At 64.8% G+C, this 23,995-nt stretch carries 21 protein-coding genes and 1 pseudogene; 12 read left to right on the top strand and 10 right to left on the bottom strand.

Annotation, left to right across the window (positions count from 1 at the left end; translation table 11 throughout):
• Nucleotides 1-98: pseudogene (locus tag ACTU46_RS14145) on the bottom strand (superoxide dismutase); the annotation flags it as partial.
• 272 nt (nt 99-370) lie between these two features.
• Here ACTU46_RS14145 and msrA point away from each other — a divergent pair.
• Both msrA and ACTU46_RS14135 read left to right on the top strand, forming a co-directional pair.
• Nucleotides 371-1,045 (top strand): peptide-methionine (S)-S-oxide reductase MsrA, encoded by a 675-nt coding sequence (gene msrA, locus ACTU46_RS14140; protein WP_443382884.1) that lies wholly within the window; start codon nt 371-373, stop codon nt 1,043-1,045.
• Nucleotides 1,046-1,162: 117 nt separating this feature from the next.
• Nucleotides 1,163-2,863 carry an alkaline phosphatase D family protein gene (locus ACTU46_RS14135; protein ID WP_443382881.1) on the top strand — a complete coding sequence of 567 codons (1,701 nt, stop codon included), beginning with the start codon at nt 1,163-1,165 and terminating at the stop codon, nt 2,861-2,863.
• Here the strand turns inward: ACTU46_RS14135 and ACTU46_RS14130 are convergent.
• The gene (locus tag ACTU46_RS14130; protein WP_443382879.1) at nt 2,860-4,713 is read right to left on the bottom strand and encodes an alpha/beta-hydrolase family protein; all 1,854 of its coding nucleotides are present in this window, start codon (nt 4,711-4,713) and stop codon (nt 2,860-2,862) included. The genes ACTU46_RS14135 and ACTU46_RS14130 overlap by 4 nt on opposite strands.
• 198 nt (nt 4,714-4,911) lie before the next feature.
• A complete protein-coding gene (locus tag ACTU46_RS14125; protein ID WP_443382876.1) occupies nt 4,912-5,853 on the bottom strand; it encodes a GmrSD restriction endonuclease domain-containing protein in 942 nt (313 codons plus the stop codon).
• A 246-nt stretch (nt 5,854-6,099) separates the two neighbouring features.
• Here ACTU46_RS14125 and ACTU46_RS14120 point away from each other — a divergent pair, with 246 nt between their 5' ends.
• From ACTU46_RS14120 to ACTU46_RS14105, 4 genes are all read left to right on the top strand, one after another.
• Nucleotides 6,100-7,056: an L-lactate dehydrogenase gene (locus ACTU46_RS14120; RefSeq protein ID WP_443382874.1), complete on the top strand. Its 957-nt coding sequence runs from the start codon at nt 6,100-6,102 to the stop codon at nt 7,054-7,056.
• Nucleotides 7,057-7,172: 116 nt separating this feature from the next.
• The gene (locus ACTU46_RS14115) at nt 7,173-9,026 is read left to right on the top strand and encodes a pyruvate kinase (protein ID WP_443382871.1); all 1,854 of its coding nucleotides are present in this window, start codon (nt 7,173-7,175) and stop codon (nt 9,024-9,026) included.
• Nucleotides 9,023-9,742, top strand: a complete 720-nt coding sequence (locus ACTU46_RS14110) for a glycerophosphodiester phosphodiesterase (RefSeq protein ID WP_443382868.1) — start codon at nt 9,023-9,025, stop codon at nt 9,740-9,742. The genes ACTU46_RS14115 and ACTU46_RS14110 overlap by 4 nt, the downstream gene beginning before the upstream one ends.
• Before the next feature lie 26 nt (nt 9,743-9,768).
• Nucleotides 9,769-10,689: a DUF5926 family protein gene (locus ACTU46_RS14105; protein WP_443382866.1), complete on the top strand. Its 921-nt coding sequence runs from the start codon at nt 9,769-9,771 to the stop codon at nt 10,687-10,689.
• Between the two features lie 172 nt (nt 10,690-10,861).
• Here the strand turns inward: ACTU46_RS14105 and ACTU46_RS14100 are convergent, their stop codons facing one another.
• The 3 genes from ACTU46_RS14100 to ACTU46_RS14090 all read right to left on the bottom strand — a co-directional run bounded on the left by ACTU46_RS14100 (nt 10,862) and on the right by ACTU46_RS14090 (nt 14,271).
• A complete protein-coding gene (locus ACTU46_RS14100; protein WP_443382863.1) occupies nt 10,862-12,190 on the bottom strand; it encodes an LCP family glycopolymer transferase in 1,329 nt (442 codons plus the stop codon).
• Between the two features lie 81 nt (nt 12,191-12,271).
• Nucleotides 12,272-13,045, bottom strand: coding sequence for a CPBP family intramembrane glutamic endopeptidase (locus ACTU46_RS14095; RefSeq protein ID WP_443382861.1), 774 nt, complete (start codon nt 13,043-13,045; stop codon nt 12,272-12,274).
• Nucleotides 13,042-14,271 carry an amidase gene (locus tag ACTU46_RS14090; protein ID WP_443382858.1) on the bottom strand — a complete coding sequence of 410 codons (1,230 nt, stop codon included), beginning with the start codon at nt 14,269-14,271 and terminating at the stop codon, nt 13,042-13,044. Before ACTU46_RS14090 ends, ACTU46_RS14095 begins: the two co-directional genes overlap by 4 nt.
• Nucleotides 14,272-14,328: 57 nt before the next feature.
• On the opposite strand from ACTU46_RS14090, the gene pheA reads away from it, so the two are divergent.
• Nucleotides 14,329-15,270 carry a prephenate dehydratase gene (gene pheA, locus ACTU46_RS14085; RefSeq protein ID WP_443382855.1) on the top strand — a complete coding sequence of 314 codons (942 nt, stop codon included), beginning with the start codon at nt 14,329-14,331 and terminating at the stop codon, nt 15,268-15,270.
• A 3-nt stretch (nt 15,271-15,273) separates the two neighbouring features.
• Nucleotides 15,274-15,954, top strand: coding sequence for a histidine phosphatase family protein (locus ACTU46_RS14080; protein WP_443382852.1), 681 nt, complete (start codon nt 15,274-15,276; stop codon nt 15,952-15,954).
• 12 nt (nt 15,955-15,966) lie between these two features.
• Here ACTU46_RS14080 and ACTU46_RS14075 read toward each other — a convergent pair whose 3' ends face one another.
• From ACTU46_RS14075 to ACTU46_RS14060, 4 genes are all read right to left on the bottom strand, one after another.
• A complete protein-coding gene (locus tag ACTU46_RS14075; RefSeq protein ID WP_443382850.1) occupies nt 15,967-16,125 on the bottom strand; it encodes a hypothetical protein in 159 nt (52 codons plus the stop codon).
• A gap of 499 nt (nt 16,126-16,624) precedes the next feature.
• A complete protein-coding gene (locus ACTU46_RS14070) occupies nt 16,625-16,939 on the bottom strand; it encodes a metallopeptidase family protein (RefSeq protein WP_443382890.1) in 315 nt (104 codons plus the stop codon).
• A gap of 51 nt (nt 16,940-16,990) precedes the next feature.
• Nucleotides 16,991-18,073 (bottom strand): septum formation family protein, encoded by a 1,083-nt coding sequence (locus ACTU46_RS14065; protein ID WP_443382848.1) that lies wholly within the window; start codon nt 18,071-18,073, stop codon nt 16,991-16,993.
• 165 nt (nt 18,074-18,238) lie between these two features.
• Nucleotides 18,239-18,997, bottom strand: coding sequence for a GntR family transcriptional regulator (locus ACTU46_RS14060; RefSeq protein WP_443382846.1), 759 nt, complete (start codon nt 18,995-18,997; stop codon nt 18,239-18,241).
• A 128-nt stretch (nt 18,998-19,125) separates the two neighbouring features.
• Between ACTU46_RS14060 and serS the strand changes: the two genes are divergently transcribed.
• From serS to glpK, 4 genes are all read left to right on the top strand, one after another.
• On the top strand, nt 19,126-20,385 hold the full coding sequence (gene serS / locus ACTU46_RS14055; RefSeq protein ID WP_443382843.1) for a serine--tRNA ligase: 1,260 nt from the start codon (nt 19,126-19,128) through the stop codon (nt 20,383-20,385).
• A gap of 6 nt (nt 20,386-20,391) precedes the next feature.
• Complete coding sequence (locus ACTU46_RS14050) at nt 20,392-21,399, top strand: lysophospholipid acyltransferase family protein (RefSeq protein ID WP_443382840.1); 1,008 nt, start codon at nt 20,392-20,394, stop codon at nt 21,397-21,399.
• Nucleotides 21,400-21,401: 2 nt separating this feature from the next.
• Nucleotides 21,402-22,229: an HAD family hydrolase gene (locus ACTU46_RS14045; RefSeq protein WP_443382838.1), complete on the top strand. Its 828-nt coding sequence runs from the start codon at nt 21,402-21,404 to the stop codon at nt 22,227-22,229.
• A gap of 215 nt (nt 22,230-22,444) precedes the next feature.
• The gene (gene glpK / locus ACTU46_RS14040) at nt 22,445-23,971 is read left to right on the top strand and encodes a glycerol kinase GlpK (protein WP_443382835.1); all 1,527 of its coding nucleotides are present in this window, start codon (nt 22,445-22,447) and stop codon (nt 23,969-23,971) included.
• Nucleotides 23,972-23,995 lie beyond the last annotated feature (24 nt).

The raw sequence follows: 23,995 nt of genomic DNA, 5'->3' as shown, positions 1-23,995 counted from the left end.
TGGTGCTTGGTGTGGTGCAGCTCCATGATTTCGGCAGCGATGTGCGGCTCGAGAGCGTCATAAGCGTAATCAAGTTCCGGAAGCTCGTAAACAGCCATGTGTGGAAGTTCCTCTCATCGAAAGTTCCGCAGCCGAGGATCCGGGGACCCTCACCGCGCTTGATCCCCATGATAGGCAAGTTCGGGGATTCGGCAATGAAATAGATCCAGGAGCCATTCAATGCTTCCCCCTGCTGCCTTCTGTTCGCGATGCGCCCGCTTGGCGAGGTCTGTCGGAAGTCCGGGGAAGTGGAATAAAGTCGGGTGGGAAAGCGTTGCAACAGGGGAGAAACCGCTGTACAACAGTCCCCGGAGAATCAGGAGTCGATCACATGGGTTGGATGTTTGCCCAAATCCCCGAACTCGTCCCGGCAGAGGACGCCCTCAAGGGCGGATCTCACCCGGTGCTGCCACAACCGCAGCCTCATACCGTGCTGGGTACCCCCATCACCGGTCCCTGGCTGCCGCACCAGAAATCCGTGATCATCGGCATCGGCTGCTTCTGGGGTGTGGAGAAGATCTACTGGGAGACCGAGGGAGTGGAGGGGACCTCCGTGGGTTACGCCGGCGGCGTTACCCCGAATCCCACCTACCGTGCGGTCTGCAGCGGTCGGACCAACCACACCGAAGTGGTGGAGGTGGTCTATGACCCGGCCAAGGTCTCCCTGGAGGAGCTGGTGGTCACCGCCATGGAGGCCCATGACCCCACCCAGGGCTACCGCCAGGGCAATGATGTGGGGACCCAGTATCGTTCCGCGATCTTCACCCAAGGTGAGAATGCCGCGGAAGAGGCTGAGCAGGTCTCCCGGATCGTCGCGCATTATGGCAGGCGCCTGGCGGAGAGTGGTTTCGGCCAGATCACCACTGAGGTCAAGCAACTCAGCGAGACCCCCTCGGGAAAGTACTTCCTGGCTGAGGATGAGCACCAGCAGTATCTGCACAAGGTGCCTAACGGTTATTGTCCGCACCACTCCACCGGAGTCGCCTGCGGCCCGGTCCCAGCCTGAGTCCACGCAGGTGAGCGCCCGGCAACGGGTATGAAGACTGCGTGAATCCTCCATGAAATAGCTGTTCCACGCGTGGCAGAAGGTGCGGGGCGGGGTGAGAATCAAGGCGTGCCTGCGATGATCCGCCCTTCCTGGTTCAACCGACGCGCCCTGCTGCGAAGCACACTCGCGCTCGGGGTGACCGCCGCGATACCCAGCTCCATGAGCCGGGTGGACGCCACCGGGTTCGGAAATAACCACCCGGAACTCGAGTCGCACCACGAACCCGTGCCCTATGACCCGCGGGAACATTCGATGTTCATGCACGGGGTAGCTTCCGGGGACCCACTGCCCACTTCAGTGATGCTCTGGACCAGGGTCACACCCTCCCCGGAAGCTGTCCCGGGTTCCGGGATCGGCCCGGACGTGCCATTGACCTGGGAGATCTCCACCAATCCGGAGTTTCTGGGGGACTTCTTCCAGGGGCAGGTCACCGCCACCGCCGCTCGGGACCACACCGTCCATGTGGACGCCTGGGGGCTGGAGCCAGCACAGGTGTACTACTACCGTTTCCTGAGCGCTGCGGGGATGTCCTCCCGGGTCGGTCGGACCCAGACCGCACCCCTGCCGGAGAGCTCGCCCGATCAGCTGCGGTTGGCGGTGACCTCCTGCGCGAACTATGAGTCCGGTTATTTCGCCGCCTACTCCGATATCGCTGAACGGGCTTGGGCCGGGGAATTGGATGTGGTGGTTCATCTCGGGGATTATCTCTATGAATACGCGAGTGGGAAATACGTCGGTAAGAACGGTGTCACCCGGCCACACCAGCCGACCTGGGGACTGCGGACCCTGGCGGATTACCGTTCCCGCTATGGCCATTACCGCCGGGATCACGGACTGCAGGCCGCGCATTCGGCGCTGCCCTGGGTGGTGACCTGGGATGACCATGAGATTGCCAATGATGCCTGGGAAGGTGGGGCCGAGAACCACGGCCAGCTGGACGGCGACTGGTCAGAGCGTCGAGACGCCGCGATGCAGGCCTACCTGGAATGGTTGCCGATCCGCGGCACCAGCCCCACCCGGGGCGGCCATATTTACCGCAGCCTGCGCTTCGGCACGCTGGCGGAACTGCAGATGCTGGACCTGCGGAGCTACCGCAGCGCGCCCGGCACTCTGAACACCCAGGTCCGCACTGATACCGAGCGCACCATCATGGGCTCGGAACAGTTCACCTGGCTCTCAACTCGACTGACCACCACCACCGCCCGCTGGAACCTCATCGGCACCTCGGTGATGATCTCCCCGCTCAACCTCATTGATCTGGATGCCACCGTCAAACCTCCGCTGCTGGGCATGACCGGGGCAGTCCCGGCGGGTACCCCGTTCAACGCTGACCAGTGGGACGGTTTTGCCGCAGACCGGGCCCGCCTGCTCGACCAGCTGGCCATCCAGCATGATCACGGCCGCACGGTCTTTCTCACCGGAGACATCCACTCCGAATGGGCGATGACGGTGCACCACCGGGGTGGGGTGATCGGTGCGGAAATGGTGTGTAGCTCCGTCAACGCCCCGAATGTCGACGATGTGCTCAACCTGCCGGTGGACAGCCCCCTCAGCCAGATCGCCGAGGCACACCTGCGCCGCCATAACCCACAGATCAGCCACGTCGATCTTGATGCCCATGGCTACAGCACGCTGCACATCACGGCCGCGGGCGTGGAGATGCTCTGGCATCGGGTGGTGGATATAGCGGAGGCGGGTTCCGCGGTGACACCCGGCCACCGGCTGCGCTATGACGGCGCTGAGCTCAGGGAACTGCAGTCGGCGCCGGTTTCCTAGCGTTTGATCCGGTTCTCCTGGATCCAGGTCACCGCCCGACGCTCCATCGCCGGGTTCAGCTTCACCGGTGTTCCCGGGCGGGTTCCCAGCACCGCCGCCCAATAAGACATGAATTCGCCGTGATAGTTATGGCCGTGCAGGCCCGGGGCCTTGATCGACATCGCCAGATCCAGGCCCACCTGCCAACCGGTGACGAAGGGGAACCACCGAAACCCCGGCAGGACATCCAGGTGCTGGGCGGCCGGCGCAGAGACCCCACGGGAGCCGGCCTCCCGCAACCAATCCGGACGCTTGTAGAGCAGGGATCTATCCCACCACACCACCGGATCTGAGGCATGCTGGCCGATGATCACCCGCGGATGCTGCCAGGCGTTGCGGTAGGGCAGGCCCGCGAAGTCCTGGGACAGATGCGCCGGATGTGCCACAAAGCGGACATGACGGCCACCATCGATCACCGGAAGCCGCTCCGGAGAGCCCGGGTCGCGGTCGGCGGTCAGCCGTCGCATCAGCTCGGTGAACCGGGGGGCGCCGGTGAGTACCGCGCCGTCGGTACGCGCGAGCAGATCCGCCAGGTCCTCGAAGGCTGACGCAGTGCCATAGGCCCCGAGCGACTCACCGGCGACAAAGACCTTCGGTGGGTTCGGCATGCCGTCCACCCGTGCCAGGATCTTCTCGATCAGGATTTTCCCCGCCTGGATCGCGATGTCCTTGTCGAGGTGGTAACTGACCGCGCTGGTGATGAAGGAATACTGCATCGACATGGTGGCGCAGTTGCCGCCGGTGAGAAATTCCGCTGCGGCCATTCCCCAGTCGGTGACCCAGCCGGTGCCAGCGGAGGTGTTGATGATCAGGCTGTCCCGGTGGAAGGCACCGGTACGGTCCATTTCCGCGAGCACCACATTGGCGGTGTTCGCCAGGCTGCGGCCGCGGACCATGCCGGCGAAAATGCGGATCGGCTCGTGCACCTGGGTGCGGGGCAGCCTGGTGACCTCGGCGATATCCCTCGCTCGCGGTCCACCCGAGAGGAGGGCACGACCCTGGGAACCCACTGCATGCCAGGGCTCCAGCGACCAGGGGCTGCCGGAGCGTTCCGGCTCCCAGGGCTGACTGGTGCCGGGGAACACCGCCTCATTGAGTTCCTCAGCCTTGCGGGTGATGTCCGCGATCAAACTTCGGAGCACCACCCGGTTACTGAGGAGAATCAGGGCATAGGTTGCCGCCCCGGCGGCGATCGGCCAGCCCAGCCAGCCAGGTAACCAGCGGTTTAAGAGGGCGCTGAAGCGATCTGTGGTGAACTGCGCGGTCTCGCCGATCAACAGTAAGGCGCCATATCCAGCGGTGCCCACCGCAATGCCGAGGGCCCCTTCACGGTAGCCACGATGGTGTGGATCATTGATCAACTTGGCCTGCTGCTGTTGTCCCTGCAGGCTGCGGACCGTGATCAGGGCGGTGAGGGCGGCGATCCCGATATGGGTGCCACTGCGGGAAGCGACGGTCAGTCCGGTGTTCAGGTTCTGCCGGTAGGGTGCGGGAATCTGACCAACTGACCAGCTCAAGCCGGATAGTGCGGCGTGCCCCACGGCCTGGCAGACCGCGATATTTGCGGCTGTCTGCCACCACCGGCGGGGCAGTAGGGAGGGTGAGAGTGCCACCCAGGAGGTGATCTCTGCGCCGAGGATTCCGGCACCCAGGATTTTGGGGATCCGGCGGCGGCGGGTAATTCGCAGCCCGGGGGAGATATCCGCGGCGATGTCGAGCACCGCCACCGTTGCTTTCAGTCCGCCAATGCTGGCACGCAGTGCCCCGTTGCGTAGTACCCGGAAAAGCTCTTCACGGCGGAGTGTAGCCATAAGGGTGATCTTGGCAGAACTCGGGCAGGTCTGCAGGGTGGCCACGGCTCTGCGGGGCGGAGAGTATGCCCAATATGTGTGGTTTCACGTGAAACCTTGCCTGCTTTGCCCCGAGATCCTGCTCAACCGCAGACTCAAGGAGCCGGAGGGGCCTAAGCCGGGACAGGGGCCGCTGAACAGCTGATCCCCCCGACCCGGTTACTCGCAGCTGATGCCGTCGTTGTCGCTGTCGCGGTACCAGTCGTATTCCGCATCAATTCCGGCGATGTAGGGGCCGTAACCTGCGTCCTTGGCCATCGTGCAGTTGCTGAACTGGGGATCGGTGCCGGACTGCGGATCCACAATGGACTGCGGGAGAACTTCCGGTTGCGGGGCCGGATCTTCGACGACCGGGGCCGGGGTGGCGGTGGTATCGGCCGCATCAGAGGTGGCGGCGGACTGCTCGGAGGGGAGGGGATGTCCGGAGCAGGTGCTCAGCTCCCGGGCCATGGCGTCCTTCTCTGCGCTGGTGACCCATAGGTGATAGCGCGCCTTGACCGCGATCTGCCGGGCGACGTAGTCACAGCGGAAGGCGTTATTTGGTGGTAGCCAGGTCGCGGCATCGCCGTCGCCCTTCTGCGAGTTGCTGGGGCCGTCCACGGCGAGGAGATTCAGGGGGTCATTGGCGAACAGGGTGCGTGTCTCCTTGTCGAGCTGCTGGGCACCCTTCTGCCAGGCATCGGAGAGCGCGACGACATGGTCGATCTGGACGGCGGTGGAGGTGTCCTGACCACGGAGGAAATGGATTTCGGTGGCGGTGAAGGGATCGGCGAGCACTCCGCTGAGCACGATGCAGTCATGGGTCCCCGGCCGGAAGGTCTCCTGTTCCAGGTCCCGGGCGAGGATGTCATTGCGGGTGTCGCAGCCGTTGTGGTCGGTATCGGACCAGGCGGGGCCGAACTGCTCGCGCTCGTAACCGGTCTTCGGGGCCCGACCCTTGACCGCCAGGGTCTCCAGCGTGGCTGCCGCACTCCCGAAGTCAACCCCGGTGGTGGTGTCCGATGCGGTGTCCGCCGCCGGATCCGGTGGCACACAGCTGGTGATGGCCATCGCCATGGCCAGCACCGCTCCGGAAACGGTGATCCAACGCCGCAACGTCATGGTGGTTCCTCCTACACAGTGGTGATCTGATCCCCATGATTCTTTCATGCGGAAAAATCCATCTAGCCAGCAGGTATGACTCACTCTTGCAGTCTGATCACCCGCCGCGTTTAGGAGTTCCCACGGTCCGCCCACCCCGCCCGTCCCAGAGGCCCTGCGGAACCTCCAGGAATCAGTGATACTTGGGCTGGAAACACGGAACATCGGAATGCAGCTTCAGTAACGGTCCACCGGAGGTCCGGGAACATGAAACAAAATGTCGGCAACAAGATTGTCCTCATCGGCGCCGGTGATGTGGGCGTGGCCTACGCCTATGCACTGGTCAACCAGGGAACCGTGGACCATCTGGTGATCATCGATATCGATGAGGCCAAGCTCGAGGGCAATGTCATGGACCTCAACCACGGGGTGGTGTGGGCGAGCTCCCGGACCCGGGTCACCGCCGGTACCTATGAGGACTGTGCGGATGCCGCCATCATTGTCCTCTGCGCCGGTGCCGCCCAGAAACCGGGGGAGACCAGACTGCAGCTGGTGGACAAGAATGTCGCCATCACCAGGTCCATCGTGGAACAGGCCATGGCCACCGGTTTTGACGGGATCTTCCTCGTGGCCTCGAACCCGGTGGACATCCTCACCTATGTCACCCTCAAGTCCTCCGGGCTGAAACCACACCGGATCATCGGCTCCGGGACCGTGCTGGATTCCGCCCGCTTCCGCTATATGTTGGGCGAGCTTTATGAGGTGGCACCCAGCTCGGTTCACGCTTATATCATCGGTGAGCACGGTGACACCGAGCTGCCGGTGCTCTCCTCGGCGACGATCGCGGGCATCTCCATGCGCCGGATGCTGGAGAAGGATCCGGCCCTGGAGGCACGTCTGGAGAAGATCTTCGAGGAGACCAGGGACGCCGCCTACCGGATCATCGACGCCAAGGGTTCCACCTCCTACGGCATCGGCATGGGCCTGGCCCGGATCACCAAGGCGATCATCCAGAACCAGGATGTGGCACTCCCGGTCTCGGCGCTGCTGCAGGGCGAATATGGGCAGGCGGATATCTGTCTGGGAACCCCGGCGATCATCAACCGGAATGGCATCCGGCGGGTGGTGGAACTCGAACTCACCGAGCATGAGATGGCGCGATTCACCCACTCCGCGGACACCCTCCGAGAGATCCGAGACCGCATTTTCCCCGACGGAGCATGAGGCTGAGTGTGAGCTGAATATTTCGGCCTGCCGATTAGTGTCGATGGGGGCAGAATGGGTGGGAGGAACGGCAGAAATTCCTTGAGGCCGTCAAACTGAAGGGCGTTGAAGATATCGTGGACTCCCGGCTTGAAGAGATGATCACGCAGGTGGACAGCCTGCTGGCTGCCTTGGACGAGGAGGCGGACCGGCATGCCGCAGAAATTGAGGCGGTCGCGTCAACGCATCGGGCCGGGGCGGTAAACCTGGTGCATTATGCCTACCTGCGCACCCAGGATGTCCGCGAGCTGCAGGCCGGCCTCGCCCAGATTGGCGCTACCCGGCTGACCACCACTGAGCCAGCGGTCAAGGCTCGGCTGGAGGCCGCGCGTGCCGTCATCGCTGCCCTGTCCGGTGAGGCCGAGACGAACCCGTGGGATATGACCGGGGATGCCTTCGTCCAGGCGGATGAGATCCTGGAGGAACATGCCAGCACCCTGCTCGGTGAGACCGAGGAGGACACCCACTCCCGCATCATGGTGACCCTGCCGACCGAGGCCGCCACCGACGTGGAGCTGGTCCGCGGGTTTGTCACCGCTGGCATGGAAATTGCCCGCATCAACTGCGCCCACGATGGGGAGCAGGCCTGGCAGGCCATGATCGACCATGTTCACACTGCCGCTCACGAAGCTGGCCGCGAGGTCCGGATCGCCATGGATCTGGCTGGCCCGAAGGTCCGCACCGGTGAGATCGCCGTTGGCCCGGCGGTGGGTCGCGCGCGGGTCACCCGAACCTTGGCCGGTGAGGTGATCTCCCCGGCGAAGTTGTGGCTTTCCCCGGCCGGGCAGGACGTCCCCGAGGTCCCTGAAACCCCAGGCCGTCCCACGCTGTCCCTGCAGGTGGATCTGGGCTGGTTCGATAAATTGGGGGAGGGCTCCGTGATCTCCCTGGTGGATAACCGGGATGCCCGCCGCGAGTTCGTGGTCACCCAAGTCACCGAGGGGGCGGTGCTGGCCGAGGGGCGGCAGAACGTCTATATCTCCGCCAAGACCCTGCTCGAGCATGACTATGAGAAGAGCCGGGTCCAGGGCATTGCGCCGCTGGAGCAGTCCTTGCGTCTCAAGGTCGGCGATCACCTGGTGCTGAGCACCGACCAGACCCCCTGCGACCCGGCGCAGGTCCCGCCGCGCATCGGCTGCACCCTGCCGGAGGCCGTCGAGGCGATCCAGGTCGGGCAGGACGTGCTTTTCGACGACGGCGCCATCGCGGCCCGCGTCGTCGATAAGCGGGTCGGCGAACTCGGGCACCGCGAGGTCGAATTGGAGATCACCCGGTCCAGTCCCAACGGGACCAAGTTGGCGGCCTATAAGGGCATCAATCTGCCGCAGACGGATCTGCCGCTGCCCAGCCTGACCGCCGATGACATCACCCACCTGCGGTTTGTATCCAAGTTCGCCGATATCGCCGATGTCTCCTTCATCCGCAACGCCGATGATGTCCGCTTTCTGCTGGAAACCCTCGAGGAGATCGCGCAGGAGTCCGAGGACCCGGAGCGGGTGCGCAACCTCGGCATCGTGCTCAAGATCGAGACCATCCCGGCCTATGAGGGGCTGCCGGCGATCCTGCTCGAGGGGATGCGCCACGCGAACCTCGGCGTGATGATCGCCCGCGGTGACCTGGCCGTGGAACTCGGCTTCGAGCGCATGGCGGAGGTGCCGCGCCTGATCATGTCGATCGCGGAGGCGGCACATGTGCCCACCATCATGGCCACCCAGGTGCTGGAAAACCTCGCGAAGACCGGGCTGCCGGCCCGTGCGGAGATCACCGACGCCGCTTATGCGCTGCGCGCCGAGGCGGTGATGCTGAACAAGGGGCCGCACATCACCGATGCCATCCGCACCCTGAATTCCATGTCAGAGAAGCTGGGTGCCTCCCAGCGTAAGAACCGGATGCTGCTGCGTCGCATTAAGAGCTGGGATAACGAACGTTGAAGCTGATCGCCCACCGCGGCCTGTCCTCGCTCTACCCGGAGCTGACCGAGACGGCCTTCGCCAAAGCCCTGGAATTGGACATCCACGGGGTGGAGACTGATGTGCGGCTCAGCCGGGACGGCACCGTGGTGTGCATCCATGACCCGATCATCGACCGGGTCTCCAATGGTCGAGGTCGGGTCTCGGAACTCAGCCTGCAGCAGTTGCGGCGCTATAATTTCGGCACCCCGGCGTTGCGGCAGCAGGTGCTCACCCTTGATGAGCTGCTCGAGATGATTGTCGCCCACGATGACAAACACCTCTATATCGAGACCAAACATCCGGTCCGCTTCTCCCGGATGCTGGAGGAACAGGTGGTGCTGCGGCTGCGCTACCACGGGCTGCTCGAGGATCCGCGTATCCACATCATCAGCTTCTCCGCGGCTTCGATCACCTGGATGAAAGAGATGGCGCCGCAGATCGACCGTATTCACCTGCGCCGGACCTGGGAAAAGTGGCTGAACCCGGTGCCGAAGTTCGTCGGACAACCCACCGGCCTGGGCATCTCGGTGGAACGGGCGAAGAAGAATCCGGAGTTCATCGGCAAGTGGGGTTTACCCACCTATGTGTGGACCGTGGACAATGCCACGGACATTCGCTGGGCCCGCGACATGGGGGTGGATATGCTCGCCACCAATGTTCCCGGCCGCGCTGCGGCACTGCTGTCCCGCAGCTGAGTTGTGAGACAGGTATCTTTGTATCCATGGCTAAGAAGAGCAAGAAGAATGAAGACCTGCCCGAGGGCATGAGCCGCCGTCAGGCCAAGCTCGCCGCCCGTGCCGCTGAGCGCGAGTCCCTAGAAAAGGACCCGCGCCCCTTCGGCGGCCTCGCGATGGAGACAGACCTGATCGCGCTCCAGGAGTTCGTTCCCGCTGCCTACGCGAAGCTGCCGGTGAAGGGGTTTGAACGCACCGTCTACGTGGCCACCGTGCTACCGGGCGCCGGCGCCGCACTGATCCGCGACACCGAGCACGGCGGCGAAGCCTTCGTCGCACTGCAGGCCAGCAGCCACTCCCAGAACCCCGGCCGTGACCTGGCCTATGCCCTGAACTGGGTCAAGCAGGCACAGCCGGGCCAGACCCTGTCCTCCACCATCGCTGACGGTACCCAGCCGGAGCTCGCTGAGCTGCTCGACGCTGAAGCCACCCTTGAGATCACCGAGGCCGATGACTTCAACTGGTGGATGCCGGAGGGCATGAGCATCGACCCGCAGATCACGGCCAGCCTGGAGGCCGCCAACGATGCCGTCGCTCCCTCCCGTCATATCGAGGCTGAGGTCCCCGGCTCCCTCTGGTGGGTCAACCCGGGTGGCGGCAAGGCCCATATCCGCTGGGTCCGTCCCGACACTGATGAGAACGCCCTGCTCAACGCCCTGGCACGCGTCGCTGCCCGTGGTGAGCTGAACCTGGGCGAGGAGACCAAGTTCGCCGGTGTCTTCCGCACCCACGGCAGCATCGTCCCGGTCTTCGACCTCGACCCGGCGCGCGCCGCCGATTCCTACGGTGCCGAGATCACCCGGGTCAGCCAGGCCCTCGAAGCGGAACTGGGCAATGACACCCAGCTGTCCACCGATGAGCACAAGCAGCTGCAGAACATCAAGTCCCGTCAGGTCACCATCCGCTAAGAGTTTTCTGCCTTCGGGCGTTGACACCCCCGCTCCGTCCGCATGGGTTGGCGGGGTCTTCGCCGTATTTAGCGCTTCGCGACGGAGCACCAACGGAAACACCAAACCCCCGGACTCTCAGTTGAGAGTCCGGGGGGTTAAGCTGCTGCTCAGCGGAAAACCGCTGCGGGGACTAACGCATCGAACTCCACAGCGCCTCGGCCCCGGCCTGATCCCAGAGCACCACATTGCCCACGTCATAGTCGGCGAAGCCGGCGAAGGGCACGGTCTCGGTCTCCACCCCGGTGCGCATCGCGAGTGCAACGCGGGCCAGGTGCCAGACATGGTCGTTCTCGCCGACGGTGAAGGTCGAGGCGGTGTCCGAGATCAGCGGGAACAGGCGGAAAGGGTTGGCGATGGTGCCGGGTGAGGTCACCTTATCCAGCAGGGCGGCGAAGAAGGCCCGCTGGCGTTCCACCCGGTCCAGATCGCCCAAGGCGGTGGCGCGGGTGCGCACATAACCCAGGGCGGTGGCGCCGTCGAACTCCTGGCAACCGGCCTGGATATCGAGGTTGGCCAAAGGATCCTGGATCGCCTCCGCGACACACATGTCGATCCCACCGACGGAGTTGACGATGTTGGCCAGCCCGCCCATGCCGATCTCGGCATAGTGGTCGATCTGCAGGTTGGTGTTCAGCTCCACGGTCTCGGTGAGCAGTTGCGGTCCACCGAAGGTGAAGGCGGCGTTGATCTTGTTCATGCCATAGCCCGGGATCTCCACATAGGAGTCACGGGGCAGGGACACCAGCCGGGCGGAGCCGGTCAGCGGGATATGCAGCAGCATGATCGTGTCAGTGCGGCCGATGCCGATATCACCGCCGGTACCCAGTTCCGCGATCTCCTCCTCGCTCAGCCCGGTGCGGGAGTCCGATCCGACGAGCAGCCAGTTGGTGCCGGCGGTATCCGAGATCTGGTTCTCCGGGGTGGACTGCACCCGGGTGAGCTTGGAGTCCGCCCACAGCGTGGTCACCACGCTCAGCACCAGGATGATGACGAGTAACCCGGCGATCGGGGTCAGGCAGCCCATCTTCGGCAGGCGGAAGTTCCGGCGCCGCTTCGGCGGCGCGGCGGCACGGGGTGCGGTCCGGCGGGGCGGGATCGAGGTGCCGGGGCGAGGACGAGCCGGCGGCTCCTGGTACTGGGGCTGTTGGTATGGGGACTGCTGCGGTGGCAGGTACTGCCGTGGGCGCTGCTGCTGGGGTGGCTGAGGAGTGCTCTCGAAGCGGGTCGGCTGTGGCTCCTGGCGAGGCCGCGGGGCGGCATCGCGACGGGGTGGGCGTCGGGTGGGGTCCGCATTGGGTCGGGGACGGTTGCGCACCGGGCGACCGAACCGGTCCACAATGGGACGCCCTTGATCGTCCCGGGCGAATTCGCCCTGATCCTGCCCATCCCGGGCGCTGGGGGACTGCTTCCCCCGGGGCGGTTGCCAGTTGCGCGGTTCGTCGCTGCCACGTGAATCCATGGGTCAAAGGATAACCTGCCCGCCTGATACTCCTGTGAGAAACCAGGGGTGTCCGTTTTAGCGGGCCCCTCGGCGGTAGCCCTAGAGACCCAGGAAGCTCAGGTCCCCACCGATCGCGGAGTAGCCGACAAAGGCGACCGCGTCGATGAGGAAGTGCGCCAGCACCAGTGGCCAGATGCGCCCGGTCCGGTGATAGAACCAGCAGAAGAGCACACCCATGGCAATATTGCCGAAGCCCGCGGAAGTCCCCTGGTAGAGGTGGTAACTTCCGCGCAGCAGGGCGGAGGCGAGGATGATCAGCGGCAGGGACCAGCCCAGCTGTTTCAGCCGGGTCATCAGCCAGGCGACCACCACCACCTCCTCGCCGAAGGCATTGGCCAGGGACCAGAGCAGCAGCACCGGAACCTCGAACCAGAGGTGCTCGAAGGCGCTCGGCACCACTTGACGGGACAGCCCCGTCTGCACCGCGAAAACATAGAGTCCCAGTCCCGGAATGCCGATCAACGCCGCCAGCCCGGCGCCGTAGAGCCAGTCCCGCCAGCGGGCCCCGGCGGTGCGGATGCCATCGCCGCTGAGCAGGAAGAGCGCCAGGGCACCGTAGCCGAAGAGCACCCCGGCGGAGCAGAGCTGCAGGCACAGATCCAGCCAGGGGAACTCGGACTGCGGTGCGTTGAGCACCACCTGCTGTTCATTGAGCGCGGCCTCCGCGAGCAGCCCATCGATCAGCCGGAGGATCGCCCGGACCCCGGAGATACCGAAGGTCACCAGCAGGACGACGCCGATCTCCTGCCGGAGTCGGCGGCGCTTCGCCGGGCTCAGCTTTTCCTGGAGACCTGCCATCACAGTGTTCATCATGCCTCCCAGGTGAGCTGCTCAAGCTGGGTGGCCAGGCCGAGAATCCGGGTGTTGTCGGTGCGGATGGCCCCGAGCTGAATGCTCACCGGCCGGGGGCCACCGACCTGCAGGGGCAAGCTGAGCGCCGCGCCGCCGCTCATGTTGAAGGTGGAACCCCAGGGGGACCAGCGGGTCTGGAACTCGAAGTCATCCGCTGGCCCCAACGCGCTGAAAGCGCCGATCTGGGGCGGTGCGAAAGCCAACATCGGGCTGAGCAGGACATCCACCTCCCAGGCACGGGCGAGTTCCCTCGCCGAGCCTTCCAGCCGTTCGATGGCCTCCACCGGGGTGTCGGTGCCGGCGGTCTCCCGGAACCAGGACACGATCTCACTGGCGGGATCAGAAACCCGGGATACCTTGTGGCTGAACACCTCCCGGAAACTCCGGAAGAGCCCCTCGGCATCCACCGCCGAGGCACGCAGCGGGACCAGATCATGCCCGGCGTCGGAAAGTACCCCGGCGGCCAGGTCCACCGCCTGGAGCGCGAGTGGATCCACGGGCGTGTCCGCCAGCAGCGGGTCGGTGAGTATCCCGATCTTCAACCGCTCGGGGGTGTGCAGCACGAGATTATGGGCAAAGGCCGTGTCCGCCAAGGTCCGGGTGATCATGCCCTGCACACTCAACGCCCCACCGACCGCCCGGTGGGAGGGCTTGAAACCGACCACGCCACAGGCCGCCGCCGGAATCCGGATCGAGCCGCCACCATCGGAGGCATGGGCGATATCCACCAGACCTCGGGCCACGGCGACGGCCGCCCCACCGGAGGAACCACCCGGGGTGCGGCGTTCTCCCGGCCACCGCGGATTCACCGGGGACGGCAGGCCCACCGGTTCGGTGTAGCCGGTCATCCCCAGCTCCGGGGTGGCGGTCTTGCCTGGGATGATCACGCCCTGGGCCAGCAGATACTCCACCAACTCCGAGGACTCGGTGGCCATCCGGGTGCGGTGCGCTGAACCGAAGGTGGTGGGCATCCCGGCGACATCCATCAGATCCTTGATCGGCACCAGCCGACCGTGCCAGGTCCCGCGCCGGGCGGCGGGGAGGGCGTCGAGAAGCTCGGCGCGCCGCAGTGCCCCCTCAATATCCAGGTGGCTGAAACCGTGTTCCGCCGGGCTGAGCCCGGCGATCGCCTCGGCGAAACGGCGGACGGTGGTGATCGCGCTTGCTGCCCCGGAAACTGCTGTCATGGCTACCACCCTAACCATTGCGCCGATGCCGGACGCTGCGGCGGATATGCTGGGAACATGAGCACAACCGTCGCCTATCTGGGCCCTGCCGGAACCTTCACCGAAGCCGCGCTGCTGAAGCTGGCCATGACCGGGGTCTTCGGTACCGAGGAAGTCAGCCCACTGCCGGTATCCAGCCCGGCGCAGGCGCTCGACGCCGTCCGTGAGGGGGCCGCGGACTTCGCCTGCGTGGCCATCGAGAACTCCGTCGACGGCCCGGTCACACCGACTTTCGACGCCCTCGCCGCCGAGGAAGGCGTCCAGATCTACCGCGAGATTGACCTCGACATCGCCTTCTCGATCATGGTCCGACCCGGCACCACCTTTGCCGAGATCAAGACGCTGGCTACCCACCCGGTGGGATACCAGCAGGTCAAGCAGTGGATGGCCGAGAATATCCCGGGAGCTGAGTTCGTCTCCGCCTCCTCGAACGCCGCCGGTGCCGAAGCCGTCGCGGAAGGACGGGTCGACGCCGCCGCCGCCCCGGATCGCGCCGCCATACTCTTCGGCCTGGAGACCATCGCCACCAATATCGCCGACTTCCACGGGGCCACCACCCGTTTCGTCGCGGTCGGCCCGCGCGGGGTGCCGACCCAGCGCACCGGCAATGACCGCACCTCCGTGGTCTTCAGCCTGCCGAATGAACCCGGCACCCTGGTCAACGCGCTCACCGAGTTCTCCCAGCGCGGCGTGGACCTCTCCCGCATCGAGTCCCGCCCCACCCGCAAGGAATTCGGCACCTATAACTTCCATATCGATCTGATCGGCCACATCGAGGACATCCCCGTGGCCGAGGCACTGCGTGCCCTGTGGCTGCGCGCCGAGGAACTGACCTTCCTGGGCTCCTGGCCCGCCGAGACAGGTGATGGCCGCGAGGATAGGCTGGCGGCGGACCTCGCACGACTTGAGCAGGCCACACAGTGGGTGAACAACGCCCGCGAAGGAAAGGACAATGGTTAAGCAATGAGCGGCAGAATTATCCTCCTCCGACACGGGCAGACCCACTCCAACGTCTCCCACATCCTGGACACCCGCCCGCCAGGTGCGGAACTGACCGAACTCGGCCGCGCCCAGGCCGGTGAAGTGGGCCGGGAACTCGCGGAACACCTCGGCGCCGGACACGGTAGCGAAGGCCGCCTCGGAGCAGTGATCAGCTCGGTGGCACTACGCGCCCAGCAGACCGCCGTCCTGGCCATGGCCGCCTATGAGCAGGCCGCGGCCAAGGGACCGGGCACCCTCCCCATCGAGGTACGCATGGGCCTGCACGAAGCCTTCGCCGGTGACTTCGAACTACGCAGCGATGAGGAGACCCACCAGGCTTATGCCCAGAACCTGCGCCGACAGCTGGAACGCGATGAAGCTGCCAGCCTGCCGAACGGCGAGACCTATCCTGAGGTGATCGCCCGGTTCCGGCCGACCCTGGATGTCCTGCGCGATGAAGTCACGGCACAGGACAAGGATGCGATCGTGGTCAGCCATGGCACCGCGATCCGTACGGTAGCCACCTACGCCACCGGAGTGGACGGCGATTTCGCCTTCGCCGGCTACCTGGCCAACTGCCGCTATATCGTCCTCGAGCCGGGTACCGCAGAGTTCGGCGCCTGGAAGCTGGTGCGCTGGGCGGATCTGGACCAGCAGATCTAGATTCGGATGCGCTCAGGGGGCCGAGGTCTGGTTGTGCCCCTTCGGGGCGTCGATCCGGCGATTGAGCTTGACCAGCGCCCTGATCCCCAGGCCAATGATAATGAGCACTCCTATTGCTGCTACCAGCATGAACAGCAGGATCGCGATCTCGAAGATGCCTATGGTCGGCATGGTGGGGGTTCTCCTTTGTCGGGGTTATTTTCAGGGTGTCGCGGGGCGTGTGGCGGCAACGAGTTCAAGTCGGAGGGTCACGGTGAATCGCTGCCTCCACTAGCTGAGCGTCTTCGTGACAGTGTTCTCAGTCGGTGTCAGTCGGTTTCAGCTCCTCCGCAGCGTGCAAGCACTGCAGCGGGGAGGAGAGAAGACTCTGACGCATCCTGTCACCCCTCGACTCACACACGTCACACAGGTGAGACTCACCCGGCAATCAGCTTAGGCCAGTGGTGTGACCCATGCTGGGGACGGTTGGTAGCTGCGGGTTTGCTGCGGGTTTTCCCATGTCGCCGGGTGAAGGGGAACGAAAGGTCCCCTGCTGTTGAGGGGCGGCCCTGGGGAGCCGCCCTGGGTAATCGACCAGGAATCCCGCATGTGGATACCGAGCCTAAGAAGGACTGCATCTAACTCGTGGCCTGGTCTTTCGCCGCAGCCAGATACCTGCGCCGCAGAGGAGCTAACCCCAGCCCAGGCTGTGCAGGTGCTCCTCGGACATCCCGAAGTAGTGCCCGATCTCATGGAGGACGGTGACACGCACCTCTGCGGCCAGGTGCTCTTCGGAGTGACAGATATCTTCCAGGGCTTCCTTGTAGATGGAGATCGCATCCGGCAGGAATCCGGTGTGGTCGAAGGTCCGCTCCGTCAGTGCCACCCCCTCGTAGAGACCGAGTAGCGAGGGTTCCTGTTGGTTGCGTTCGTGGATCAGGATCACGATATTGCGCATATGCGGCAGGAAGTGGTCGGGGATCTCATCGAGGGCATCATCGACCATCTCATCGAAGCGCTCCGCACTGACCGGGAATGCCACCTTAAATCACATGTCCTAGAGCTGGGGGATGGTGGCGTCGCCGGTGGTCTGCAGTGCACCCTCGCTGCCGGGGACGGCAGCTTCGGCGGGGGCTGCGCCCTCCGGGGAGGTCAGTGGGTCGCGCTCCGGCTGCGGTGCGGGGGCAGCCCCGTTAATGGTGAACTCGCCGGTGGCGGAGCCGTTGAGGACGGAGAACCCGCCCTCCGGGTGCGCGGACATCAGGGAGCAGTTCACCGAGTGGCTGCCACCGTTCCAGGAGGAGTCGGAGATCGTCGCCCAGTAGGGCTGGAGGGTCGACTGGTAGAGGATCTCCTCTTCGCCGAGGTAGTCGATCGCCGCCTGGGTGCACACCTCCGCCAGGTGCTGATCCTGTTCCTCAACGCTGGGGACCCGGTCCGGAAAGGTCTCCAGCAGGTTCACGATGGCGGTGGTCTCCAGGTGGTGATCCTCGGCGCAGTCGAAAATATGCGGGGCGCGGGCGTTATCGAAGAAGACGCACTCGCCGGGCTGGGCGACCCGGGCCTGGTCCTGTTCGGCGGCGACGCCGATGGTCAGGACCGGGTTGCCCACGCCATCGGTGGCCTGGACACCACAGAGCATGGTGCGGTCACCGGCCGCCCAGGCTTCCGCCGGCGGCAGGATCGGGGCGATGGAGTAGCGGCCCACCGGGTCAAAACGGCCATCCAGGTAGTGGATGGTGGCGGTCTGGCAGAGCTCCTCGCGGAGCTGCGCCTGGCGGGTCAGGTCAGGGGCGGCGGCTTCGGGGCCGAATTCGGAGGAGGGGTAGGTAGCCAGGTCCTCGCGGGCGGAGACCTCGAAGCGGTGCTCGCTATTGCAGGGGGTCTGCTCGAAGTTGCTGACATCCCCCTCGGCACTGATATCCCAGCTCATGCAGTCGCCGGAGTCGGCGGTGGTGAAGGGGGCGATGTCGACGACGGAGGTGGTGGTCGAGCCTGATGTGCCATTTTCGGTCCCGCCACCGGAATCAGCCATGCCATCGACATAACTGTAGGTTCCCACGGCGACGGTCGCGGCAAGCGCGGCGACCAGGCCGATGCGGAGGGCGGTGGCGGAACGCCAGGACTGCGAAGTTGACATGATGCACCTATCTTGCCGTCCGAGGTGCCAAAATGCACCTCCCAGGCCAGAACATAATGGAAATTAAGTGGAAATTAGGTTGTGTTCTTATACCTGGGACCACATGTGTCCCATGCGACACTCTGCTGTTCTTGGGTGACCCCGAAGGAGGGCGTGACCGAAGGCTCACTGGTCCAGCGCCCGGGTCACTTTGGTCTTCAGGTGGTAACGATCGGTGCGGTACACCGAATCACACCACTCGATCGGCCGGTCCCCGGAGCGGGAATGCCGCACGATCCGCAGCAGCGGCGCGCCGGGCGGAACCTCCAGAAGCGCGGCGGTGGTGTCATCTGCCGCAATGGCGGTGACGATTTGATCGGCATCAGAGATCGGTAGTCCGTAGCTGCGTTCCAGGATCGAATAGACGGAGTTGTAGACATCATTTTCCAGTAGGTCCGGCGCGAAATCGGCGTTGTACCAGGCATCGTCAATGGAATATGGGCGGCCGTCGCCCAGTCGCAGTCGACGCAGGTGAATGTGCTGCGACTGCGCCTCGCAGCCGAAGTACTCCTGCACCGGTGGCGGGGTGGCCGCGCGTTCAGAGAGCAGGATCTGGCTACTGGCGAAAACATCCTGCGCCTGCATCTCAGAGCTGAAGGATGCCAGGTGCAGCCGGGAGACCAGCGGGTTCGGGGCGACGAAGGTGCCTTTGCCGCGTTCCCTGGTCAACCTTCCACTGGCTACCAGGTCTCCGATGGCGCGGCGGACGGTGATCCGGCTGACGCCGTAGGTCTCTTCCAGGGCGCGTTCCCCGGGGAGGATATCTCCGGGGCTGAGGGAGGTGGTGCAGTATTCCTCGATGAGTTCCCGCAGCTGGGCGTGCTTGGGTTTCGGTCCGGCGCTCAGAGTCCGGGCGGGTAGTGCGGGACGGGCGGAATCGGGCATGTCCCAGATGATACCCCGGTGGTTATTACCAGTCTAGGGGTCCGGCAGGCACGGGCGTCGATAAGCGGGGGCAGGCTTGCCGGTGGTCCTCGGGACATCCGGGGGTGCCGCGCGGTAGGCTGCAGGGTGTGATTGATCTGAAATTCCTCCGCGAGAACCCCGACGTCGTCCGTGCTTCCCAGGAAACCCGTGGCGAAGACCCGCAGCTGGTGGACCAGCTGATTTCCGCCGACGAGTCCCGTCGCGAGGCGATCAAGGCCGCCGATGACCTGCGCTCCGAGCACAAGGCCTTCGGCAAGAAGATCGGCCAGGCCGCCCCCGAGGACCGCCCCGCACTACTTGCGGGCTCCAATGAGCTCAAGTCCAAGGTCAAGGCCGCCGAAGAAACCCAGAACGCCGCCGAAGCCGCTGTCAACGAGCTGCAGCTGAAGATCAGCAACATCGTTGCCGGTGCGCCCGCCGGTGGCGAGGATGACTTCGTCGTCCTCGAGCACGTCGGCGAGCCCCGTACCTTCGACTTTGAGCCCAAGGACCACCTTGAACTCGGCGAATCCCTCGGCCTGCTCGACATGAAGCGCGGCACCAAGGTCTCCGGCGCGCGCTTCTACTTCCTCACCGGCGACGGCGCATTCCTGCAGCTGGGCATGCTGACCCTGGCCGCCCAGAAGGCCCGCGCGGCCGGCTTCTCCCTGATGATTCCGCCGGTGCTGGTGCGCCCGGAGATCATGCAGGGCACCGGCTTCCTGGGGGAGCACTCCGATGAGATCTACTACCTCGAGCGCGATGACCTCTACCTGGTGGGCACCTCCGAGGTCGCGCTGGCGGGCTACCACTCCGATGAGATCATCGATCTTTCCAAGGGGCCCGCGAAGTACGCCGGCTGGTCCTCCTGCTTCCGTCGCGAAGCCGGCTCCTACGGCAAGGACACTCGCGGTATTCTGCGTGTCCACCAGTTCGACAAGCTCGAGATGTTCGTCTACTGCAAGCCGGAGGAGGCCGCTGCCCAGCACCAGGCCCTGCTGAACATGGAGCGCGAGATGCTCTCCGCCGTCGAGGTGCCCTACCGCATCATCGATGTTGCCGGTGGCGACCTCGGTTCCTCCGCCGCCCGCAAGTTCGACACCGAGGCCTGGGTCCCCACCCAGAACACCTACCGTGAGCTGACCTCCACCTCGAACTGCACCACCTTCCAGGGCCGTCGCCTGCAGACCCGCTACCGGGACGAGAACGGTAAGCCCCAGACCGTGGCCACCCTCAACGGCACGCTGGCCACCACCCGCTGGCTCGTCGCCATCCTGGAGAACAACCAGCAGGCCGACGGCTCCGTCATCGTCCCCGAAGCGCTGCGCCCCTTCGTGGGCAAGGACGTGCTGGAGCCGGTGAAGTAGCCCGCGATGTCCGAATACACCACCCGCGGCGGCATGTTCCGCGTACCGGCGGACCTGCCGAAGGTGCCCAAACACCCGGTCGAGTCGAAGGAACGCTTCTACAACGGCTTCATCATCAAGATGCTCAAGGGCATCATGCGTGCCCAAGGCATCAAGGTCACCATCTTTGGTGCGGAGAACCTGCCCACCGAGGGCGGCGCGCTGCTGGCGATGAACCACACCGGCTACTACGACTTCATCTTCGGTGAGGTGCCGGGCAATGTGCGTGGCAAACGCCTGGTCCGCTTCATGGCGAAGAAGGAGATCTTCGATATGCCGGTGGTGGGCACCCTCATGCGCGGCATGGACCATGTCTCCGTGGACCGCTCCGCCGGCCGCGGCTCCCTTGAGGAAGCCGTCAACCGGTTGCGCCAGGGCCAGATCGTGGGTATTTTCCCGGAAGCGACCATCTCCCGCAGCTTCGAGATCAAGGACCTGAAGACCGGGGCGGTGCGGATCGCCTCCCAGGCTGATGTGCCCCTGATCCCGATGGTCATCTGGGGCGGCCAACGGATCATCACCAAGGGACACCCGAAGCACCTCGGTCGGACGAACACTCCGGTGTTCCTCCGCCTGGGCGCGCCGGTGGATCCCGATGGATCCCCGGAGGAGGCCACACAGCGACTGCATGCCGCCCTGGTGGAACTGATGGACCAGACCCGCAGTGAATACGCCGCCGAGTATGGTCCCTTCCCGGCGGGGGAGTACTGGCTGCCGATCTCACTCGGTGGCACCGCGCCCACCCTCGAGGAGGCGCACCAGATAGACACCGCGGACAAGGCACAGAAAAAAGCCGCCAAGGAAGCCAAGCTGGCTGCCAAAGAAGAAAAGGAAGCCGCCAAGCTCAATGCGCGTGCCGACGCCGCGCTGCGCGGCCGGGACGGCAAGGGGCTACTGGCAACCGCCAGGCGCTATAGTGGCCGGGTCGCCGCTCGTATCAGCGGAATGATCAAAGGATTATCAGGAAGGAAGTAACGGTGGACACCGCCCCTAGGCTCGTGGCCAGCGATATCGACGGCACTCTGCTCAACTCGCAGGACCGTGTGATTCCACGACTCCGGGAGGTGATCACCCGGCTCGGTGGCACCGGTGCCCACCTGACCCTGGCCACCGGCCGACCCCACCGCTGGCTGGCCCCGGTGCTTGAGCAGCTTCCGGTCCGCCCGGTCTGCGTCTGCGCCAATGGGGCAGTCCTCTACGACTCCGCCTCTGACCGGGTACTGCGCTCCCACCTGGTGGAGCCTGCGGTGATGACGGCGGTGGTGGCCACCGCCAATGAGGCCCTCGCCGAGTTCGGCGGGGTCGGCGTCGCCGTGGAACGGGTCGGTGAAGGCGCCTTCGACCATGAGGCCAAATACTTCGCGGTCGCCCCCAACTACCTCCCGGCCTGGGAAGCCCCGGACTGCAGTGTCGAGGATGAGGAAGCGGTCCTGGCACAACCCGCCGTGAAACTATTGCTCCGCAATGAGAATCTCAACGCAGAGCAGATGTATGCCCTGGTCAGCCCAATGATTGATGAAGCCCAGGCGCATGTCACCTTCTCCATGTCCGAGGGCCTGTTGGAAGTCGCCGCCCCCGGCGTGACCAAGGCACTGGGCGTGGAGTTGCTCGGGGAGTACTACGACGTGCCGCAGGCGGAGACCATCTGCTTCGGCGATATGCCCAATGACATCGAGATGCTGCGTTGGGCCGGCATCGGTGTGGCCATGGGCAATGCCCGCCCGGAGGTCAAGGCCGCCGCGGATCACGTGACCACCACCAATGACGAGGGTGGCGTGGCGCAGGTGCTGGAACGCTGGTTTTAATTCCGGCTAAGCCCTGCCCGGCCCAGACTTAACCTCGGGGTTGCGTGGAGCTTGACGGGTAGGTCTCGAGGATCGGCCAGATTGTGCTCTGCGGTAGGTCATTGGCCTGATTCTCGAGACCTACCCTTCACCCTGGTTTTCTGGCCGAGGGCATGGGCCGGGACTCCTCGGCAATCCCTCCCCGGTAGCCCCGGCGACATGGCAGAATTTCAGGTGTGACTCATTCCGGTAGCCATATCGCAGCCATTGATCAGGGGACGACCTCCACGCGTTGCGTGATCGTCAATCATGAGGGCCAGGTGATCAGTTCCGCGCAATTCGAGCACCGGCAGATCATGCCCCAGCAGGGTTGGGTGGAGCATGACCCGATGGAGATCTGGGACAACACCCGCCGCGCCATGTCGATCGCGCTCTCTGATGCCGACCTCTCGGCGGATGACATCGCCGCCCTGGGGCTGACCAACCAGCGGGAGACCACCGTGGTCTGGGACCGGGCCACCGGTGAGCCGATCTATAACGCCATCGTCTGGCAGGACACCCGCACCACCGAACTCTGCCAGAAACTTGCTGGTGAAGGGGGAATCCGCCGCTGGCAGGACCGCACCGGACTGCTCATCAACTCCTATCCGGCAGGGCCGAAGATTTCCTGGATCCTCGACCACGTGGAGGGCGCCCGAAATCGGGCCGAGCGCGGTGAGCTACTCGCCGGAACCATTGACACCTGGTTGATCTGGAACATGACCGGTGGGCACGAGGGCGACCGCGGGGAACCTGCGTTGCACCTGACCGATATCACCAATGCCTCCCGCACCCTGCTGATGGATCTGCATAGCGGGCAGTGGGATGAGGAACTCTGCCGGGAGGTGGGAGTACCGCTGAACATGCTGCCGGAGATCCGGGCCTCAATCGGTGATTTCGGGGTGGTGCGCGAACGCGGCACTCTCCATGATGTGCCCTTGCGCGGGGTGCTCGGTGATCAGCAGGCCGCCATGTTCGGCCAGGGCTGCTTCCATGAGGGAAGCGCCAAGAACACCTATGGCACCGGGCTGTTCCTATTGCTCAATACCGGCGAGCAGCTCCGCTTCAGTGAACACGGATTGCTCAGCACCGTCTGCTACCAGATCGCGGGGCAGAAACCCGTCTATGCGCTCGAGGGCTCGGTGGCCATGGGAGGTGCCCTGGTGCAGTGGCTGCGCGATAGTCTGCAGATCATCCCGAATGCTGCCGCCATTGAGAAGCTGGCCCGGGAGGCCGGGGACAACGGTGGCGTCTATATCGTCCCAGCCTTCTCCGGGCTCTTCGCCCCACGCTGGCGTAGCGACGCCCGTGGCGTGATCGTCGGGCTGACCCGATTCGCCGACCGCCGCCACATCTGCCGGGCGGTGCTCGAGGCCACCGCCTTCCAGACCCGCGAGGTCGTCGAAGCCATGGTCGCCGACTCTGGGGTGGAGCTAGATTCCCTCCGGGTCGACGGAGGCATGGTCAACAATGAACTGGCCATGCAGATTCAGGCGGACATCCTCGGCACCGAGGTCACCCGACCGGAAAATATCGAGACCACCGCACTCGGAGCAGCCTTCGCAGCGGGCTATGGGGCTGGTTTCTGGGATTCGCTGGAGGAGCTTGCCGCCAAGTCCCAGGTGGATCGGCACTGGGAACCGAAGATGGAATCCACCGAGCGTGAACATCTTTATTCCGAGTGGAACCGGGCGGTGGAACGCTCCTACGACTGGGAAAAATAGTGCGCAGCTGCGCACCATGTTCAG

Origin of the sequence: Corynebacterium sp. A21 (assembly GCF_052266655.1) — a bacterium.
Taxonomy (GTDB): Bacteria; Actinomycetota; Actinomycetes; order Mycobacteriales; family Mycobacteriaceae; genus Corynebacterium.
This window is presented reverse-complemented; position numbering and strand designations above follow the sequence as displayed.

Coding starts and splice junctions, on each gene's coding strand:
- msrA (WP_443382884.1), top strand. CDS start 371: ATGGGTTGGATGTTTGCCCAAATCCCCGAACTCGTCCCGGCAGAGGAC.
- ACTU46_RS14135 (WP_443382881.1), top strand. CDS start 1,163: ATGATCCGCCCTTCCTGGTTCAACCGACGCGCCCTGCTGCGAAGCACA.
- ACTU46_RS14130 (WP_443382879.1), bottom strand. CDS start 4,713: ATGGCTACACTCCGCCGTGAAGAGCTTTTCCGGGTACTACGCAACGGG.
- ACTU46_RS14125 (WP_443382876.1), bottom strand. CDS start 5,853: ATGACGTTGCGGCGTTGGATCACCGTTTCCGGAGCGGTGCTGGCCATG.
- ACTU46_RS14120 (WP_443382874.1), top strand. CDS start 6,100: ATGAAACAAAATGTCGGCAACAAGATTGTCCTCATCGGCGCCGGTGAT.
- ACTU46_RS14105 (WP_443382866.1), top strand. CDS start 9,769: ATGGCTAAGAAGAGCAAGAAGAATGAAGACCTGCCCGAGGGCATGAGC.
- ACTU46_RS14100 (WP_443382863.1), bottom strand. CDS start 12,190: ATGGATTCACGTGGCAGCGACGAACCGCGCAACTGGCAACCGCCCCGG.
- ACTU46_RS14095 (WP_443382861.1), bottom strand. CDS start 13,045: ATGATGAACACTGTGATGGCAGGTCTCCAGGAAAAGCTGAGCCCGGCG.
- ACTU46_RS14090 (WP_443382858.1), bottom strand. CDS start 14,271: ATGACAGCAGTTTCCGGGGCAGCAAGCGCGATCACCACCGTCCGCCGT.
- pheA (WP_443382855.1), top strand. CDS start 14,329: ATGAGCACAACCGTCGCCTATCTGGGCCCTGCCGGAACCTTCACCGAA.
- ACTU46_RS14080 (WP_443382852.1), top strand. CDS start 15,274: ATGAGCGGCAGAATTATCCTCCTCCGACACGGGCAGACCCACTCCAAC.
- ACTU46_RS14075 (WP_443382850.1), bottom strand. CDS start 16,125: ATGCCGACCATAGGCATCTTCGAGATCGCGATCCTGCTGTTCATGCTG.
- ACTU46_RS14070 (WP_443382890.1), bottom strand. CDS start 16,939: ATGGTCGATGATGCCCTCGATGAGATCCCCGACCACTTCCTGCCGCAT.
- ACTU46_RS14065 (WP_443382848.1), bottom strand. CDS start 18,073: ATGTCAACTTCGCAGTCCTGGCGTTCCGCCACCGCCCTCCGCATCGGC.
- ACTU46_RS14060 (WP_443382846.1), bottom strand. CDS start 18,997: ATGCCCGATTCCGCCCGTCCCGCACTACCCGCCCGGACTCTGAGCGCC.
- ACTU46_RS14050 (WP_443382840.1), top strand. CDS start 20,392: ATGTCCGAATACACCACCCGCGGCGGCATGTTCCGCGTACCGGCGGAC.